Here is a 17,114-nt window from a genome sequence, read left to right on the forward strand (position 1 = left end):
AATTGAATTTTTAAAAATTAATTTCTCTGGCAGAAATAATCCAAATCTGTGAATGCCAGCCACGCCTATCCTCTCCTCTGCTCACAAACTCTAATAATTTACACAGCGGCAAAAGGTGAAAAATGTTAAAATTATCCGGTTTTTGGTTTACTCCACCCTAATTTAACTTGCTTTGTCTTACCCAAAGGAAACACACCAAATGAGCCAGTCCCTGAGTTATCGTGATGCCGGTGTTGATATTAATGCTGGTGATTCTTTGGTTGAAAGAATTAAACCATTTGCTAAGCGTACCATGCGGCCTGAAGTATTAGGTGATTTGGGCGGATTTGGTGCTCTGGTTGAAATCAGCCAGAAATATCGCCACCCAGTACTGGTTTCTGGTACCGATGGTGTAGGTACCAAACTGAAACTGGCCTTTGAATGGGATCAGCACGACACCGTAGGCATTGATCTGGTAGCTATGAGTGTCAATGATATTCTGGTGCAAGGGGCAGAACCATTATTCTTTCTGGATTATTTTGCCTGCGGCAAACTGGATGTTGAACGTGCCGCTGCTGTTATTAAAGGCATTGCTGCCGGTTGCGAACAGTCCGGATGTGCACTGATAGGTGGTGAAACTGCAGAAATGCCGGGCATGTACCCCGATGGCGAATATGATCTGGCCGGCTTTGCAGTTGGCGTTGTAGAAAAAGAACAGGTAATTAACGGACGCAGCATTGTTGCAGGTGATGTTGTATTAGGTCTGGCTTCAAACGGTATTCACTCCAATGGCTACTCACTGGTTCGTAAAATCATCGAACGTGCCCAGCCTAAGCTTGACGCTGAATTTAATCAGGGTAAAACATTGCGCCAGGCAATCATTGCCCCTACCCGGCTTTATGTAAAACCTATCCTGGCGGCTCTAAAACAATTTACCATTAAAGGTATGGCTCATATTACCGGTGGCGGTATCAGTGAAAATGTACCCCGCATTCTTCCTGAAAACACCGTGGCCGCCATTGATTCTCAATCATGGCCATTACCCAAACTTTTTCAATGGCTGCAACAAGCTGGAAATGTAGAAATTCAGGAAATGTACCGCACTTTTAATTGCGGTATTGGTATGGTTTTGGTGGTGAGTGCAGAAGATGCAGATGCGATACAGAAATTTTTGCAGCAACAAGGCGAAACTGTTTATCAGATTGGTCGTATTCGTTCTCGTCAAGGGGACGAACATCAAACCCAGATAAATTAAAGGATAATTTTGATAACTGATTTAAATTTATAAATTTTCAGGTTAAGAATATTTTTTTAGTAATACTATAAACTTATAAACACAGGCAGCCACGTCTGGCTGCCTATTTATTATGTTATAATAAATATTATAAATGATATATTAACGCCTGCAAATTTTCTTAGAAGCGCTGTAACTGCCATCATTACATACAAATTTTGTACCGGCACAATGGGAAATACCCCCTTTTTTACCAGAACATGGTTCACGACCTCTGGCATTAGCTGGGTTAAATACACTAAACATAAAAATAGCAGCACTAAAAGCTAAAACCCAATTTTTCATTGCTTCTCCTGTTATTTATCTTTAATAAGTAAATTTATTATAATTAAATATTAAAATTAAATGCAATTTATGCATATATTAATATTTGATTTTAATCAAACATGTAAATATTAAATATTAAAATCTATTTATGAAGATTAATTATTAATAAAATAATAGAATCAGTTAATTGAAATAATAATAGCTTATACTTTTTAAAAACTGTAATAATTAAATATAGCCTTTTGCCAACATCAGATAATTGCCGGCAAAAGACATATTATCGTTTATTTCGTCAATAATGCAGGGAATAGCCTTTCAATCCATTGACGCAGTAAAATCAGTTTACCATGAAAAAAATGGCCGGAACCGGGTACAACCAATACAGGTAAATCCTGCCCTTCAGCCCAGTTCAGGGTGTTCTGCAACGGTACCACTTCATCCTTTTCACCATGAATCAGTAATGTAGTAGCCGGATTATAGGCACTGGGTGCATCAATGGTATACATACCTATAGCCGGACCCATCAGCAATAAGGCATCCGGTCTTGCAGTGAGCGCGCTGAACAAGGCTACATAGCCACCAAAAGAAAAACCGGATAATACCAGTTTACTAACTTCTGGATGCTGAGCACGGGCAAAGTCAACCACGGCAAGGCAGTCCGCCACTTCGCCGCGACCATAATCATGCTCTCCTTCGCTATTACCCACGCCACGCAAATTAGGCAGATAACAGTGAAAACCCATTCCTGTAAGTGCTTTTGCTGCTGTCTGTATCACTTTATTGGTATTCAGCCCGCCTTGTAAAGGATTGGGATGATTAATTACAGCCACACCACATGCTGTACCCTGCGCAGGTAAATAAATAGTTTCAAGCCTTCCTGCCGGCCCGTTAATCCAGATGTTCGGTTGTTGCTTCAGCATCAGATTTACTCATTACTTTCAGGTTTATCCATTAACAATCGGGTAACAATACGATCGTTTGCCAGTTCTTCATCCAATATTTCCTGCAGGTCACTTTCGTCTACATAGGTATACCAGCGTCCCTGCGGATAAAGCACCATAACCGGTCCTTCATCACACCGGCCAAGACAGCCGGCACTACTGATACGCAGCTTACCTACTCCCATCAGCCCCATAGCCTTAGCATGACCTTTGAGATAATCAACTGCATCTGCACCAACATCATCGTCTCCACAGCTCTGGCGACACGGATTATCTCGGCGATTGGTGCAGACAAAAAGATGTTTAGCATAATAACTCACGGGTTTTCCTTTATTCTTTGTTTCTGTTCACACCGGCAATATCCATTTTGCCAGTATGAAATATTTAATCATTAAATGTCAGCACACGATTACTGTGTGATTGCTGAGCTTTAATAGAAGAGAGCATAGCGGGCAAATCCAGATTAAATTCAATTGCACGCTGTGCAGCCCGTTTTTTCAGTTTATCCCAGTCACGTACTGAAGGCGGGTGCTGAAAGGCCAATACGGCAATATTGCCATGAGTTTCAGCCGGCACCATTAGTACTCTGTTGTCAAATACACTACGTAACCGGCGTACAAAAGTCTGAAACCGTTTGTCACCCTGCCACCAGTTAGTAACAAAGATGCCATGCTCACTCAGTGCCTGACGGCAATCCTCAAAAAAAGGTTCAGCAACCAGACTGTCAATAATCTGCTCACCATCAAAGCCATCAACCAGAATGATATCTGTATTTCCCCGTAATATCTTGATGTATTCGGCACCGTCGTCTTCAATAATTTCAAATTTTTCGCCCTCAAATGGCAGCTCAAACATACTGCGGGCAATACTGATAACCTGAGGGTTGATATCGACAGCAGTCTGACAGGTATCAGGCAGGTAAGCATCTATCCAGCGTGCAAATGAACCACCGCCCAAACCTATTTGGGTAATATGCCGGGGCATGCTGTCGGCAAACAATAACCATGCCATCATAGCCCGGCTATACGATAGCACCAGTTCTGCCGGATCATCGACATTCATAGAACTTTGTATAGTAGACGTACCCAGATGGAGTGAACGTATATTGCCTGATTCGGATATGCCTACTTCGGGTAACTCATAGTGCGCAGGACGTAAACGACGATAGGGGTGTTGTGGCATAGTAATTTCCGTCATCAGATAACAATAAAGTAGCAATTGGCCGGATGGCTAATATGCAGTCTGATAATATTCAATATCAGATTAGCAGTAAACCGTTTAAAAATAATATTAGCCTCACTGATAAGACTGGAATAAACAGCAAATATAGTGAGGCCAGTTGGTTGTGTATTATATAGTTATAACAAATCTTATGTCTTATCTGGAATCAGCATCATTAATATGATTAATTTTAATAAATTTAATATTTCTTAAAATAAAAAGGTTTATATAAAACATCACCACAATTATTTAAATAAAACACATTATTCCAATTTTTGGATAGTGTTTTTTTATTTCCGGCGATAAAATAATTAGTGCTTAGATAAAAATTACCTACTCCCCAAGAATTAATATTTATCTTTTCAGGAATTTTAGCTTCTTCCACAAATGTCCCTATATCACTTTTAGTAGAATCTAAAATATAATTTTTACTGATCATTGACCATTCAGACTTACTTAAAATACTACAACAGTTATTACCATATATCTCAGCACCACTATTACTTTGAATTAAAATTAAATTTTCCAATTTAAAATCATCATTGATAAAATTCTGATCTAATGTTACATAGCTCTGTGCTTTATCAGTATTAATAAGTTCCTCAATTTTTTCCATGTAACTCTCTCCTTCTTCTACTTCTATATGTTTTTTAAGCTCCTCATTGTTTAAATTCAAAGGAATTCGCCATACTCTGCAATTATTCTGACTTTTACAATCACTAGAAGTCCATCTTTTCACTCCATTGGCATCCAAAACATCATTATTCCAAAATAAACTATTCTCAAATATCATCCGCTCAGTTAAGCTTTTCATTGCCTTATGCCAAAGCTCTTTTTTGGTGTAATACCTTCTGTCCCGCCAGCAGTACCCTTCTCTATTCTTTTTCTCAAACTCTTTCTGTGAAATATTAAAAGGTATGGAATTCTTTTTTAATATGTCATACCAGAAGCGATAAGGAGATCTTTCATAGAATAGTTTTTTTATTCCGAATCCTCCTGCAATAATTAATATTATGAATAAAAAACTTATTATATATTTTGTTTTTTTGGGGTTAACTTTTGCTTCAGTCCATATTTTATCTATTACCCAAACAAGACAAAATATTAATATCAAATCGATTAAAACTATGCCAACAATGATTAATATAATTACAAGCATACTAGTATCTTTCTAAAATATTATGTCTTGTTAGCTGCTAAACGGTTATTGAATCAATTTTCTGATACTGTAATCTATAAATCCGGTGTTTCCATTTGTATTGCTGAATCACAAACTATCTATCATGAGATTTGTAATATCCAAAGAGTAATTTAATAACTATCTATGTAGTAAGATTAAACAAGTACAGATACAGAATAAGGTCAATGGACTGATTAGTGCTGTTATCAGCAAAATCACAAGCAAAGCAAAATCCGATAATGATGCTCTAAATCAGCAATAAAAGCAGGCAAACCATCCCCTCTACTCAATATTCCTGAAAGAGTATGAGCTGATATACATAGGATGATACTGGCAGGACCGCTTGCCTGCCATTCATAATATTTTATGCTCCGGCAATCTGATGCAGGGCTTCTTCATATTTAGCCAGTGTTTTGGCAATTATGTCTGCCGGTATATGTGGTGCCGGTGGTTGTTTATTCCAACCGGACTCTACCAGCCAGTCACGGATAAACTGTTTATCGAATGAAGGCGGATTGCTACCAACCTGATAGCTGTCTACAGACCAAAAACGGCTGGAATCCGGGGTAAGCACTTCATCCATAAGCGTTAAAACACCATTCTCATCCAAACCGAATTCAAATTTGGTATCGGCAATAATGATGCCTTTACTGCGAGCATAATCCGCGGCTTCTGAATATAGCTTAATCGCCTTAGCACTTACCTGCTCTGTCAGTTCTTCTCCCAGCAGAGAAGCACATTGTGACAAACTGATATTTTCATCATGGTCGCCTACAGCGGCTTTACTCGAAGGAGTAAAAATTACCTCAGGTAATTGTTCAGCTTCCCGTAATCCCGCTGGCAATTTAATTCCGCAAACAGCTCCGGTTTGCTGGTAATCACGCCAGCCACTGCCAGAAAGATAACCGCGAACAATAGCTTCTATTTTTAACGGGCTTAATTTTTTTACCACAACTGCCCGTTTGGCAATTTTGTCAGCCTGCTGGCGTGGCAGCACATCATAAACTGTTTCACCAGTAAAATGGTTAGGCATAATATGTTGCAGTTTTTTAAACCAGAAATTTGATATCTGGGTAAGAATTTCGCCTTTTCCTGTTATAGGTTCAGGTAAAATTACATCAAAAGCCGATAAGCGGTCTGTAGCTACCATCAACATGCGTTTCTCGTCAATTGCATACAAATCGCGTACTTTACCCGAATATATTTTTTCCAGCGCCAGCTCAGTCATCATCTACCTCTATTCAAGCAGTTAATCGCCAATATAATATACCTGTGCAAATCAATAACCTTGTGCTAAGGTAATCATTGTGCAACAAATGTTAGCAGCCAATGATTATTTTAACCGATATTGCAATACAACAGACAGTCTGTTTGCCGTACTGCAAGGGTTAAGTCGGTTGCTGATGTTAAATCGTAGATAAATTCCACGCCAATTGGAAGGAGAATTGCCATGGCTGATTTTGATTCACAAAAAAAAGATTTAATGAAAGAAGTACGTTCTGTACTGGATGAAGTTGAAGATTTATATGAAAACGCCGGCGACAACGGGTCTGATCAGGCCAAAGCATTGAAAGATCAGTTTCGTAAAAAACTAAGCAATACCAAATCCAAACTGTGCGATATCGAAAGTACACTGGCAGAAAAAGCCCGTGCTACAGCTGAACGCACTGATGAGCTGGTACATGAACAACCATACTATGCTATGGGTGTTGCTGCCGCAGTCGGCTTTCTTGCCGGTGTATTGCTGGGACGTTGCAGACACTAAACAACTTACGGCATAAGTTCATTCAGGCAATCTGGTCTGACGCTCGGTTGCCTGAATATAATTTACTTTTTAACGGATAATATACCATGAGTATAGGCAATCTTGGTCGTGACCTGCGTCAGCTGAAAATCTGGCTGACTTACGGCACTGAGTTATTGTGGATTCGCTTACGTATGCTGCGCCTGGATGCGATTGCCCAGCTGCAAAGTATTATTGTACTGATGGTACTTGTTGTACTTGCCGGAGTTATGTTTTTTCTGGGATTTATCAGTTTATTATTCGGTCTGAATACTGTACTTTCCCCTCGGGCTAAAGTATGGGTATTTTTTGGTCTTGCCATTCTGTTTTTACTTTTGATTCTGCTTCTGACTATATTGATTATTAAATTGTTACGCAAGCAAAGCCAGTTTATGACAAAAACACTGGATGCAATGAGTGAAGATCTCAGCTATCTCAGACACACCGGCAAGCATGAAGCCAATGGAGAACACAGACGACCATGAATAAATCTGATAAGCTGAATATCGCACAACAACGCGAATTGCTGGACATACAGGCACAAGGTACGAGATTAAAATTACTCGCAGAGCAGCTCAGGAATGGCGATAATACCCATAAATCACGTTTATGGCAGCGCTCGCTGAATATTGTGGATAAAATTCCGGCAGGAGGTTTGGCACTTAAGCTGGCGAACAAACCCAAACGCTGGCGCAATAAGCTGCTGGTGGGTGCAGTATTAACCGCGGCTACCCTGATAGCCAATAAAATTAGCCGCAATATACGTTAAAATACAACAGATAATAAAGATAAAGCCTCTTACCAGAAAATAAGAGGCTTTTATTTATAAAACCTGAATAAACTTAAATTCCACGCAGTAAATCATTAACACTGGTTTTAGCACGGGTTTTGGCATCTACCTTTTTGACAATCACTGCACAGTACAGGCTATGGCTGCCATCTTTTGCCGGAAGGCTGCCTGAAACCACCACAGAACCGGCTGGTACCCGGCCATAACTGATTTCACCGCTTTCACGGTCATAAATTTTAGTAGACTGACCAATAAATACACCCATCGAAATTACACTGCCCTCTTCGACAATTACCCCTTCAACAATTTCAGAACGGGCACCGATAAAACAGTTATCTTCAATAATTGTTGGTGCTGCCTGTAAAGGTTCCAGTACACCACCTATGCCTACCCCGCCACTCAGGTGAACATGTTTACCAATCTGAGCACAGGAACCTACCGTTGCCCAAGTATCAACCATCGTACCTTCATCAACAAATGCACCAATATTAACAAATGAAGGCATCAGTACTACATTTTTACCAATATGACTGCCGGCACGTACTACTGCACCCGGAACTGCACGGAAGCCTGCCTGCTGAAAATCTGCGCCAGTCCAGTTGGCAAATTTAGTAGGTACTTTATCAAAATAGCGATTGACTGCATCATCTGCCAGTACATTGTCACTAATCCGGAAAGACAGCAATACTGCTTTTTTGGCCCATTCATTTACCAGCCACTGATTACCCTGTTTTTCAGCCACACGCAGATGTCCGCTGTCCAGTTGCTGTAAAGTTTCAGCTACAGCTTCCTTTACTTCGGCAGTTACAGAAGCCGGAGTAATTTCCGCGCGGTTTTCAAAAGCAGTTTCAATTACTTGTTGTAAAGACATACAATATTCCTATAATCAATAATTCAGTTCCGGATTATCAAGGGTATAACACCATTATCTGCCAGTATCTGTGATTTGAAAGAGTCTGGCTGTGCCAGTGAACGCGGATTAAACTCATGCAGACAAGCTGCAAATTCAGCATAAGGAATTTTACGGGCACCGAAGCTGGCTAAGTAGTCAGTGTAAACCTGACAATCTATCAGCGGTACGCCTTGTTGCTGCAAATAATGCACGGCATGCACAAAAGCTATTTTGGAAGCATCCGAAGCATGAGCAAACATGGATTCACCATAGAATATCTGCCCAATCAGCACGCCGTATAAGCCTCCAGCCAGAATCGTATTGCCATCTTTATCCCGATACCAGCATTCAAATGAACAAGCATACTGCTGCTGATGTAACGAGTAGTAAGCCTGCTGCATTTCTGCGCTCAGCCATGTACCGTTCTGCCCGGGGCGCGGAGTTTGGGCGCAGTTGGCAATCACTTGCCGGAAAGCATAGTTCATGGTCACGGCATAAGGCTTATTGCGCAGATTTTTCGCCAGAGAACGACTGACTTTCAGCTCTGCCGGAAATAGTACCATCCGCTGCGCAAAAGACCACCACATAATAGGCTCATCAGGTGAATACCAAGGGAAAATACCCTGCCGGTATGCAGCCAGTATTCGGGCAGGAGATAAATCGCCGCCAACAGCCACCAATCCGTCACGTTGTTGCTGTGCAGTTTCAATATCCGGAAAATCCAGATTATTCCTGCTCAGAACCGGAACACGTAAGCGGTATTCAGGCTGATTCATACTTGAATATCCTGCCCTTTATTTCAGTTTCAGAGATATTTATTGTCAAACTGCTGGCACTCAGTGCATACACCATACATATATAAGGCATGGTCAACAATACGGTAGCCGTTATCATCAGCAATCTTCTTTTGCAGCTTTTCAATTTCTTCACTGCAAAATTCAGTTACCTTTCCGCATTTAATACATACAAGATGATCATGATGACCGCCGCGATTTAATTCATATACAGCTTTACCGGTTTCAAAATGATGGCGTAACAGAATATTGGCCTGTTCAAACTGGGTAAGCACACGATAAATGGTGGCCACACCGATTTCCACGCCTTCATCAAGCAGGCGCCGGTATACATCTTCTGCACTCATATGCAGTTCAGGCTGGGCTTCAAATAGCTCCAGAATCTTCAGTCTGGGGCCAGTAACCTTTAAACCGTTATCTTTTAATTGAGCTACATTGCTATTCATGATGCTTATTTCACCACTAAGTAATAATACTCGCTATAATACGCACTTTTAAGGCAATTGCCCACTGGGTGTCATACAATGTCGCCATCGCCATTGCTAACTGTTTCGTCCCGGATCAGAGGTATCAGTATGAAAAAAATATACTGCCTGCTGGCAGTGGCCGTTCTAGGCCTGAGCGCATGCTCCACAGCAAAACTGACACAAATTCCGTCGTACAAACTGAAAATTATTCAGGGTAACGAGCTGGACCAGAATGTTGTGAACTCTTTACAGCCCGGTATGAGTCGTGAACAAGTACAAATGCTGCTTGGCACTCCTTTACTCCGTGATCCGTTTCATGCCAACCGCTGGGATTATCTGTTTGTTATAACCCGTGCCAATGAAATTCAGGAAGAGAAGAAGCTGACTCTTTACTTTGATGCCAACGGAAAACTGATACATGCCGAAGGTGATGCTTTAACTGCTCAGCCTGTACCTGTAACGGAGTAAAACATGTCTACATCACGTTTAAGAATTGCTGTAGCCGGTGCCAACGGGCGTATGGGCAGAGCTCTTATTCAAAGCATCAGTCAGCGCCAGGATTGTGTTCTGAGCGGCGCACTGGAACACGACGCTTCCCCTGCTATCGGTCTAGATGCCGGGTTTGCCATCGGTCTGGAGCTGGGTGTTAGTATTTGTCACGACCCGGAAAAAGTACTGGACAATACCGATGTATTGATAGATTTCAGCAAACCGGAATCCACACTGAATAATCTGGCTATCTGTGAACGGCTTGGTGTCAATGATGTTATCGGCACGACCGGTTTCGATGAAACAGGCAAACAACGCATTGCCTCAGCCGCTGAAAAAATTGGCATTGTATTTGCCCCTAATTTTAGTGTAGGTGTCAACCTGACCTTTGCTCTGCTTAATACTGCTGCCCGAGTATTAAATGAAGGCTACGATATTGAAATTATCGAAGCACATCATCGCCATAAAGTTGATGCTCCTTCCGGTACTGCTCTGCGCATGGGAGAAGTAATTGCCGATGCACTAGGTCGTGATTTAAAAACTTGTGCCATTTACGGGCGCGAGGGACATACCGGAGCGCGTGACCCGCAGACAATCGGCTTTTCAACTATCCGTGCCGGTGACATTGTCGGCGAACATACAGCACTGTTTGCTACTGATGGTGAACGCGTAGAAATCAGCCATAAAGCTTCCAGCCGTGCTACTTTCGCTAACGGTGCTGTCCGGGCGGCAGTGTGGCTGCGTCAGCACCCACATGGTTTGTTTGATATGCAGGATGTACTTGGTCTGAAATAAAGTTATCTGACAAACACAGTAAACAGGGTTAGCTATTTATCTGGCTAACCCTGTTTATTTTAGACATTTTAGAGCGAAAAACGGCATAAAATTAATTATATTTTCAATAACATAACAACCATAAAAAAGCCATTGTCAGAAACAATGGCTTAAAAAATTTTGCAATACATACTTCATTATTTATGCAGCCATAGCCATACATTTATCCGCGCAGGCATTACAAGCTTCAGCGCAGCGCTGACAGTGATCCATTTTAAAACGACCACATTCCTGAGCACAGGCACGGCAAACTTCAGCACACAGCTGACACACCTGTACGATAAAAGCACTGTTCATGCACATAAAATTAACAGCAAGTGTGCACATAGCCGCACATTGCATATCTAGATGAATACACTTAGCCATCATTTTGACATCATCTTCCTGCAGACAGGCAGTAGAACAATATTGGCATAAAGCAATACAGCGGTTACAGGCTTCTATACATTCTTTAAATTTCTGGGCATCCATGGTTGATATCCTATTCAGCAATATTTTGATATAACAAGAGAAATCAAAATCAGTCTATAAAACCATAGCGCATGTTGCAATCCACTTACAGGTAAATAAAATTATGATTTAGATAGATTAATTTAATTTTTATCCGAATCTGTATTTCATATGCCAATTAACAGGTGAAAATTGTTTATTCACGTAAGTAAGCAAATATAATAGAAAAATAATTTCAGAATATAAATTTTTATTTTCTGATTAGCCATTCATAAAGCAGATTGATTACTTTCAAAGTAAAATATTAAAACCGTTTCAATAATTAACTTTATGTTTGATCATAAAAATCCAGTAATCCAGATTCGTCCCCTCTTTACATTATCAATAAATATCTATATTAATCAGTAATATATTGAAATAAGACAATATAACTCCATATTAATAATCTATTATTTTGAAGGAGTTTATTATGGCCAGCGGCTGGGCATCAGATGATGCGGTAAATCAGCAGATTGAAAGCACAATAGAAGATGCCATCAATCATGTTCGCCAGCAAATACATACCGCAGATGAAAGCGCAGAATTTTGTGAAGAATGTGGCGAAGCAATTCCTATCGGGCGTCGTCAGGCTATTCAGGGCGTTCGTTTTTGTGTTCACTGTCAGGCCGAACGGGATAAGGAAATGCAGAAAACATTCAGTTTATATAACCGGCGTGGCAGCAAAGACAGCCAGTTACGCTAAATTCAGTATAAATAACACAATGAAAATACATTTGCCAATTTTGTATATTTGATTGAACAAAATAAATAGCACTGGATATTAAAAGTAAAAATAAAGCAGTTTGTCTGTTTTAATCCTCTTACAGAGTTTTTTGCCGGTGATGATCTGTTTCTGTATTAATACCGCCATATAAATTGAGTCAGACAATAGCACCGCATTTCAATGCCGGAATTATCAGTACCATTCAGATTTTTCTGCAGTACCATTCTACTTTACCAATGATTTCAAAATTTTCCTCAGGATTATTCAGATCAATAGCAAATGCTTCGTATTCTTTATTAGCAGAAGTAACCAGTAATTGATTATTCGGTTTCAGCTGTGTACGCTTAACCTGTATATTATTTCCTATACGCAATACATACAGACCATCACCACCTTCTTTTTTATCATGATTAATCAGTACATGATCTCCGTGATTAAGTATTCCGGCCATACTGTCATCTTTGATAATAAAGGTACTCAGTTTTTGCGGATCTACATTCAGGATATTTTTCAGCCAGATACGATTAAATGCAAATGTGCATAAAACATTACTCTCACTGGCATTGACTTCATATGAATTCTGCAAAGAATACTCTGGAATAAATGCATAATCTCCGGCATATATTTCATTTGAGCGGCCGGCATAATCACAACTGCTTTCACTGAGGTGAGCACCGGTATTCACAGATAAAGGATTGGACAGCGTTGCATAGCAATCTTTATGATTATTTTCTCTGTCCTTTTCAAATTTAGGTCCTTGACCTTTTGCTAACCATAATAGACTTACCTGTGCAGCATCAGCTATTTTAATTAAATTTTCGGCACCTGGTTCCGCACCATCTTTTACCCATTTAGATGCAGTCGGATAAGCAACCCCTACTCTTCTTGCTAATTCAGAAACACTTTTCAGAATATCTACTACTTCCTGCATTCTAGAGGCAAAGCCGACGTTAAAATTTTCCATATGGGAATTACCTTCAAATAAAAAATATGTAAGGTCAAATTTAAAATATATTTGCAAACAATAATTTACAATTTTAAAATTATAAAAAAGCAACATTTTGGTACATTCTTTAAATTAAAACTTGCAAAATATAACTTTTACTATATAATTTAGTATGTAAATATATTAGGAGCATTAACTAATTACTTTAATATAATTAAATTTAACGTTAAATTTTTAACGTTAATGCTATACTATTAACTTACAGTATTGCATTTAATATTAAATAACGTACATTGGCTAAACATTCACTTTGCTTGCTTGGCACTGAATGAATAATACCATTTTGTCATGAGCAAGGAAATGCCAGAAAATGGGTGACTTCGTGTCTTTGTACTTTTTTTGTATAAAAAAATTGATCAAATAAAATAAAATATCACATTTTCTGAAACAATTGTTTAACCTAAAGCAATATTTTTCAAGTCATTATATGTGAATTTTTTGTTAAACATATAGTATTTTACTATTATTTCAAAATAAATACTCTTAAAATAAACCTTTATAAAAACCCTTTAAAACTTAATTTTTTATTAATTTTTAAATAAATTTCAATTAGTAAATTTATATTTATATTTCTAGTTATATATTTCCAATACTAAAATTTTTTTATATACAAATAAAACTTTCAAAATTTTTTTGGAAAATTAATTTGTAAACAAAAACAGCAAATTCATTTATTTTTCATTGATTTTAATTATACTATTAAATTTTTTTATTATAACTAAAAAATATATATAAAGTTAACACTTCATTTTTTATATTAATTTTTTAATGTGTAACTATAAATCAAGTTACAACCTACAAATGCATAGATAAATAATAGTGAAATCAAACGATTAACTCATTATCAGTATAAATTTGAAGATTCAGATAAGAGGAAATTTTTTATTCAGGGTTCTGTTTAATCAACACGTTTTGTATTTAATAATGATTAAATTAGATACGAAAAGACAGGTGAAGCTTTCAAATAGCAGAGAATTAATTTAGGTGACTTACAGATTGGCTTTGCTGGATTTAATGATAATACTGATGCAATCCATCTGTAGCTGAATAGGATCTAAGACAATTTATCTTTAATGTCATAGACGATCTGAGTATAGTTTATCATCACAGCTATTTTGTTAATAGTAACTTTGCTTATTTAAAGTCACTGACAGAATATTTCTGAGACTAAATTGCTCAGGCAACTATTTATTTTTCAGTGACTATTCGTTTACATTTATTTAGCAGTATCAGGGCAGGCGATGCCAGGTACCGGACTGTCCACCCTCTTTGTGTTGCAGACAGATATTACTGATAATCATACTGCGATCTACTGCTTTGAGCATATCATAAATAGTAAGCAGTCCGACACTGGCAGCAGTTAATGCTTCCATTTCAACTCCGGTCTGCCCCGTATTTTCTGTTTGTACACAAATAGTAATACTGCGTTTTTCATTATCAAGACTGAAATCAACATTAACCCGGGTAAGTGCTATCGGATGGCATAAAGGTATTAAATTACTGGTTTGTTTAGATGCCTGTATTGCGGCAATTCGTGCAATACCGAGCACATCCCCTTTTTTACTGTCACCATTGCGTATTTTATTAAACGCAGTTTCATTGACACTGATAATACCAGTTGCAATGGCAATGCGCTTACTATGCGGTTTGGCTCCCACATCTACCATATGAGCTTCGCCACGGTTATTGAAATGTGTTAACTCGTCTGAATTCATCTTGCTTCACTGACAGGCTAAAGGGTCTATATTACAATAATTGTCTTTGTAATGCTGGATGAGCTCTGAAAATGGATACATTGTCTTTATTAAAAATTGGTCTGGTTTCTATCAGTGACCGGGCCTCTACTGGCGTCTACACGGATCAGGGTTTGCCTGAACTGAAAAAATGGTTACAGCGTGCGGTATTGAATCCTCTGGAATTTGTTGAGCACCTGATTCCGGATGAACAGCCACTTATTGAAAGTATTCTGACTCAGCTTGCCGATGAAGATGCCTGCCCTCTGATTCTGACTACCGGCGGCACCGGCCCTTATTTACGCGATGTAACTCCGGAAGCAACGCTGGCAGTAGCCGACCGGGTAATTCCGGGCTTTGGTGAATTAATGCGGCAAATTAGTCTGCATTTCACTCCTACAGCTATTTTATCGCGTCAGGTAGGGGTACTGCGTGGCAATAGTCTTATTCTGAATTTACCCGGCAAACCATCTGCAATTGCAGAAACGCTGGGGGGCGTAAAAGATGAACAGGGAAAAACCCTGATACCGGGTATTTTTGCTTCAATACCTATTGCAGTAGATGCCGTTGGCGGTCCGCTTATCCGTACAGATTCCGATTTTTGTCCGGTAGTATTACCCAAGCGCTGATTGAATAATGCCTGATGTTCACAGACCAATTAATTTGGCAATGGATTTGATTGGCGGAAAATGGGAAGGTGTGATTCTTTATTCAATAAATAACATTCTGTAATTTTTAGCAGATAGGATAATATCCAGATTTATTTTGAATTTCTTAAGATTTGTATTGATCGAGCTTTAATAAAAAACAGTCTGGTAAATGACCAGACTGTTTTTTCACTGTTAAATATTTTTATCCACTTCATCCAGCGTAGCTTTGGCATCACCAAAACACATTCTGACATTTTCTTCATAAAACAGTGGATTATCTACACCTGCATAACCAGATTGCATGGAACGTTTAAATACAATCACGTTTTTAGCTTCCCAGACATGCAATACCGGCATACCGGTAATAGGACTATTCGGGTCAGTTACTGCTGCCGGATTGACTGTATCATTGGCACCAATCACCAGTACTACATCAGTATCGCTGAAATCATCATTGATTTCGTCCATTTCCAGTACAATATCATAAGGTACTTTTGCTTCAGCCAGTAATACATTCATATGTCCGGGCAGACGTCCGGCTACTGGATGAATCCCGAAGCGGACATTAATACCTTGCTGGCGCAGTTTGGCAGTAATACTGGCCACTGCATTTTGTGCATGAGCCACCGCCATACCGTATCCCGGCGTAATAATGACGCTATGTGCATTTTTCAGTGTATCTGCTACCTGCTCCGGTTTGATTTCCTGAACTTCGCCGGCTGGTATATTGTCACTGTTTGCGGCTACCGGCGCTACGCCGAAACCACCGCCAATTACAGACAGAAATTTGCGATTCATTGCCTGACACATGATATATGACAAAATCGCACCGGACGAACCGACTAATGCACCGGTAACAATCAGTAAATCGTTATCAAGCATAAAACCGGCAGCGGCGGCAGCCCAGCCTGAATAAGAATTCAGCATGGAAATGACTACCGGCATATCAGCTCCGCCAATCGAAGCGACCAGATGATAACCGAATACCAGGGCAATCAGAGTCATGACAATCAGAGCAAAACCGGAACCGCCAACACCTACGAACCATAGCATCAGTAAAAATGACAATACCAGTGCGCCCAGATTGAGCAGGTGCCGGTGTGGCAGTTGCAAGGGGCTGCTGGCAATCTTACCATTCAGTTTTCCCCATGCTACTAATGAACCACTAAAGGTTACTGCACCAATAAATACCCCCAGAAATACTTCAACCAGATGGATGGTGAACATGTCTGAGTCTACATCATGAGGGTCGATATAGCTGTTGAAACCCACCAGTACGGCAGCTAATCCGACAAAGCTGTGCAGCATAGCAATCAGCTCCGGCATCTGGGTCATTTCCACTTTCTTAGCCTGTTGCAGACCCACTGCACCACCAATAACCATGGCAATAATCACCCAGCCCAGACCGTGCGCATTTTCACTGAAAACAGTAGCAATCAGCGCAATAGCCATACCTGCTATGCCCATATAACAGCCACGTCTGGCACTTTCCTGCTGTGAGAGTCCGGCCAGACTCAGAATAAACAATACCGCAGCAACGATGTATGCAGCAGTTACGATACCTTGAGACATACCGTTTCC

General features: G+C 39.7%; 21 protein-coding genes. 8 read left to right on the forward strand and 13 right to left on the reverse strand.

What is annotated here, in order from left to right:
* The first annotated feature begins 199 nt into the window (after positions 1 to 199).
* Positions 200 to 1,234, forward strand: a complete 1,035-nt coding sequence (gene purM / locus GYX91_RS07655) for a phosphoribosylformylglycinamidine cyclo-ligase (protein ID WP_174830496.1) — start codon at positions 200 to 202, stop codon at positions 1,232 to 1,234.
* Between the two features lie 141 nt (positions 1,235 to 1,375).
* Here purM and GYX91_RS07660 read toward each other — a convergent pair whose 3' ends face one another.
* The 6 genes from GYX91_RS07660 to GYX91_RS07685 form a co-directional block, all read right to left on the reverse strand.
* Entirely contained in the window at positions 1,376 to 1,558 is a 183-nt protein-coding gene (locus GYX91_RS07660; protein ID WP_025331158.1) for a hypothetical protein, read from the reverse strand.
* A 266-nt stretch (positions 1,559 to 1,824) separates the two neighbouring features.
* Positions 1,825 to 2,460, reverse strand: coding sequence for an alpha/beta hydrolase (locus GYX91_RS07665; protein WP_174830497.1), 636 nt, complete (start codon positions 2,458 to 2,460; stop codon positions 1,825 to 1,827).
* 5 nt (positions 2,461 to 2,465) lie between these two features.
* Positions 2,466 to 2,801 (reverse strand): ferredoxin, encoded by a 336-nt coding sequence (locus GYX91_RS07670; protein ID WP_174830498.1) that lies wholly within the window; start codon positions 2,799 to 2,801, stop codon positions 2,466 to 2,468.
* Positions 2,802 to 2,865: 64 nt separating this feature from the next.
* Entirely contained in the window at positions 2,866 to 3,663 is a 798-nt protein-coding gene (locus tag GYX91_RS07675; protein WP_174830500.1) for a polyamine aminopropyltransferase, read from the reverse strand.
* 238 nt (positions 3,664 to 3,901) lie between these two features.
* Positions 3,902 to 4,861 (reverse strand): hypothetical protein, encoded by a 960-nt coding sequence (locus GYX91_RS07680; protein WP_100125833.1) that lies wholly within the window; start codon positions 4,859 to 4,861, stop codon positions 3,902 to 3,904.
* Between the two features lie 385 nt (positions 4,862 to 5,246).
* The gene (locus tag GYX91_RS07685) at positions 5,247 to 6,110 is read right to left on the reverse strand and encodes a phosphoribosylaminoimidazolesuccinocarboxamide synthase (protein WP_174830587.1); all 864 of its coding nucleotides are present in this window, start codon (positions 6,108 to 6,110) and stop codon (positions 5,247 to 5,249) included.
* Positions 6,111 to 6,332: 222 nt separating this feature from the next.
* Between GYX91_RS07685 and GYX91_RS07690 the strand changes: the two genes are divergently transcribed.
* The 3 genes from GYX91_RS07690 (at position 6,333) to GYX91_RS07700 (ending at position 7,434) form a co-directional block, all read left to right on the forward strand.
* Entirely contained in the window at positions 6,333 to 6,647 is a 315-nt protein-coding gene (locus GYX91_RS07690) for a YqjD family protein (protein ID WP_025331163.1), read from the forward strand.
* Between the two features lie 86 nt (positions 6,648 to 6,733).
* Positions 6,734 to 7,150 carry a phage holin family protein gene (locus GYX91_RS07695; RefSeq protein ID WP_174830502.1) on the forward strand — a complete coding sequence of 139 codons (417 nt, stop codon included), beginning with the start codon at positions 6,734 to 6,736 and terminating at the stop codon, positions 7,148 to 7,150.
* Positions 7,147 to 7,434 (forward strand): hypothetical protein, encoded by a 288-nt coding sequence (locus GYX91_RS07700; RefSeq protein ID WP_174830505.1) that lies wholly within the window; start codon positions 7,147 to 7,149, stop codon positions 7,432 to 7,434. Before GYX91_RS07695 ends, GYX91_RS07700 begins: the two co-directional genes overlap by 4 nt.
* Before the next feature lie 73 nt (positions 7,435 to 7,507).
* Here the strand turns inward: GYX91_RS07700 and dapD are convergent, their stop codons facing one another.
* Genes dapD through fur form a run of 3 tightly spaced genes read right to left on the reverse strand, consistent with a single transcriptional unit; the run spans position 7,508 to position 9,587 of the window.
* Positions 7,508 to 8,326, reverse strand: coding sequence for a 2,3,4,5-tetrahydropyridine-2,6-dicarboxylate N-succinyltransferase (dapD, locus tag GYX91_RS07705; protein WP_084547880.1), 819 nt, complete (start codon positions 8,324 to 8,326; stop codon positions 7,508 to 7,510).
* A gap of 23 nt (positions 8,327 to 8,349) precedes the next feature.
* Positions 8,350 to 9,123: a leucyl/phenylalanyl-tRNA--protein transferase gene (gene aat, locus GYX91_RS07710; protein WP_174830507.1), complete on the reverse strand. Its 774-nt coding sequence runs from the start codon at positions 9,121 to 9,123 to the stop codon at positions 8,350 to 8,352.
* A 29-nt stretch (positions 9,124 to 9,152) separates the two neighbouring features.
* The gene (gene fur / locus GYX91_RS07715; RefSeq protein WP_025331168.1) at positions 9,153 to 9,587 is read right to left on the reverse strand and encodes a ferric iron uptake transcriptional regulator; all 435 of its coding nucleotides are present in this window, start codon (positions 9,585 to 9,587) and stop codon (positions 9,153 to 9,155) included.
* Positions 9,588 to 9,716: 129 nt separating this feature from the next.
* On the opposite strand from fur, the gene GYX91_RS07720 reads away from it, so the two are divergent.
* On the forward strand, positions 9,717 to 10,076 hold the full coding sequence (locus GYX91_RS07720; protein WP_025331169.1) for an outer membrane protein assembly factor BamE: 360 nt from the start codon (positions 9,717 to 9,719) through the stop codon (positions 10,074 to 10,076).
* Between the two features lie 3 nt (positions 10,077 to 10,079).
* Entirely contained in the window at positions 10,080 to 10,892 is an 813-nt protein-coding gene (dapB, locus tag GYX91_RS07725; protein WP_174830509.1) for a 4-hydroxy-tetrahydrodipicolinate reductase, read from the forward strand.
* Positions 10,893 to 11,072: 180 nt separating this feature from the next.
* Here dapB and GYX91_RS07730 read toward each other — a convergent pair whose 3' ends face one another.
* Positions 11,073 to 11,402, reverse strand: coding sequence for a four-helix bundle copper-binding protein (locus tag GYX91_RS07730; RefSeq protein ID WP_025331171.1), 330 nt, complete (start codon positions 11,400 to 11,402; stop codon positions 11,073 to 11,075).
* 448 nt (positions 11,403 to 11,850) lie between these two features.
* Here GYX91_RS07730 and GYX91_RS07735 point away from each other — a divergent pair, with 448 nt between their 5' ends.
* Positions 11,851 to 12,123, forward strand: coding sequence for a DksA/TraR family C4-type zinc finger protein (locus tag GYX91_RS07735; protein ID WP_174830511.1), 273 nt, complete (start codon positions 11,851 to 11,853; stop codon positions 12,121 to 12,123).
* A gap of 223 nt (positions 12,124 to 12,346) precedes the next feature.
* Here GYX91_RS07735 and GYX91_RS07740 read toward each other — a convergent pair whose 3' ends face one another.
* The gene (locus tag GYX91_RS07740) at positions 12,347 to 13,108 is read right to left on the reverse strand and encodes a S24 family peptidase (protein ID WP_174830512.1); all 762 of its coding nucleotides are present in this window, start codon (positions 13,106 to 13,108) and stop codon (positions 12,347 to 12,349) included.
* Between the two features lie 1,271 nt (positions 13,109 to 14,379).
* Positions 14,380 to 14,865 carry a cyclic pyranopterin monophosphate synthase MoaC gene (moaC, locus tag GYX91_RS07745; RefSeq protein ID WP_174830514.1) on the reverse strand — a complete coding sequence of 162 codons (486 nt, stop codon included), beginning with the start codon at positions 14,863 to 14,865 and terminating at the stop codon, positions 14,380 to 14,382.
* 71 nt (positions 14,866 to 14,936) lie between these two features.
* Here moaC and mog point away from each other — a divergent pair, with 71 nt between their 5' ends.
* The gene (gene mog, locus GYX91_RS07750; protein WP_025331175.1) at positions 14,937 to 15,512 is read left to right on the forward strand and encodes a molybdopterin adenylyltransferase; all 576 of its coding nucleotides are present in this window, start codon (positions 14,937 to 14,939) and stop codon (positions 15,510 to 15,512) included.
* A 213-nt stretch (positions 15,513 to 15,725) separates the two neighbouring features.
* Here the strand turns inward: mog and pntB are convergent, their stop codons facing one another.
* The gene (gene pntB, locus GYX91_RS07755; protein ID WP_174830515.1) at positions 15,726 to 17,105 is read right to left on the reverse strand and encodes a Re/Si-specific NAD(P)(+) transhydrogenase subunit beta; all 1,380 of its coding nucleotides are present in this window, start codon (positions 17,103 to 17,105) and stop codon (positions 15,726 to 15,728) included.
* Positions 17,106 to 17,114 lie beyond the last annotated feature (9 nt).

The sequence above is a fragment of the Snodgrassella sp. ESL0304 genome, from assembly GCF_013344995.1.
Lineage (GTDB): Bacteria > Pseudomonadota > Gammaproteobacteria > Burkholderiales > Neisseriaceae > Snodgrassella > Snodgrassella alvi.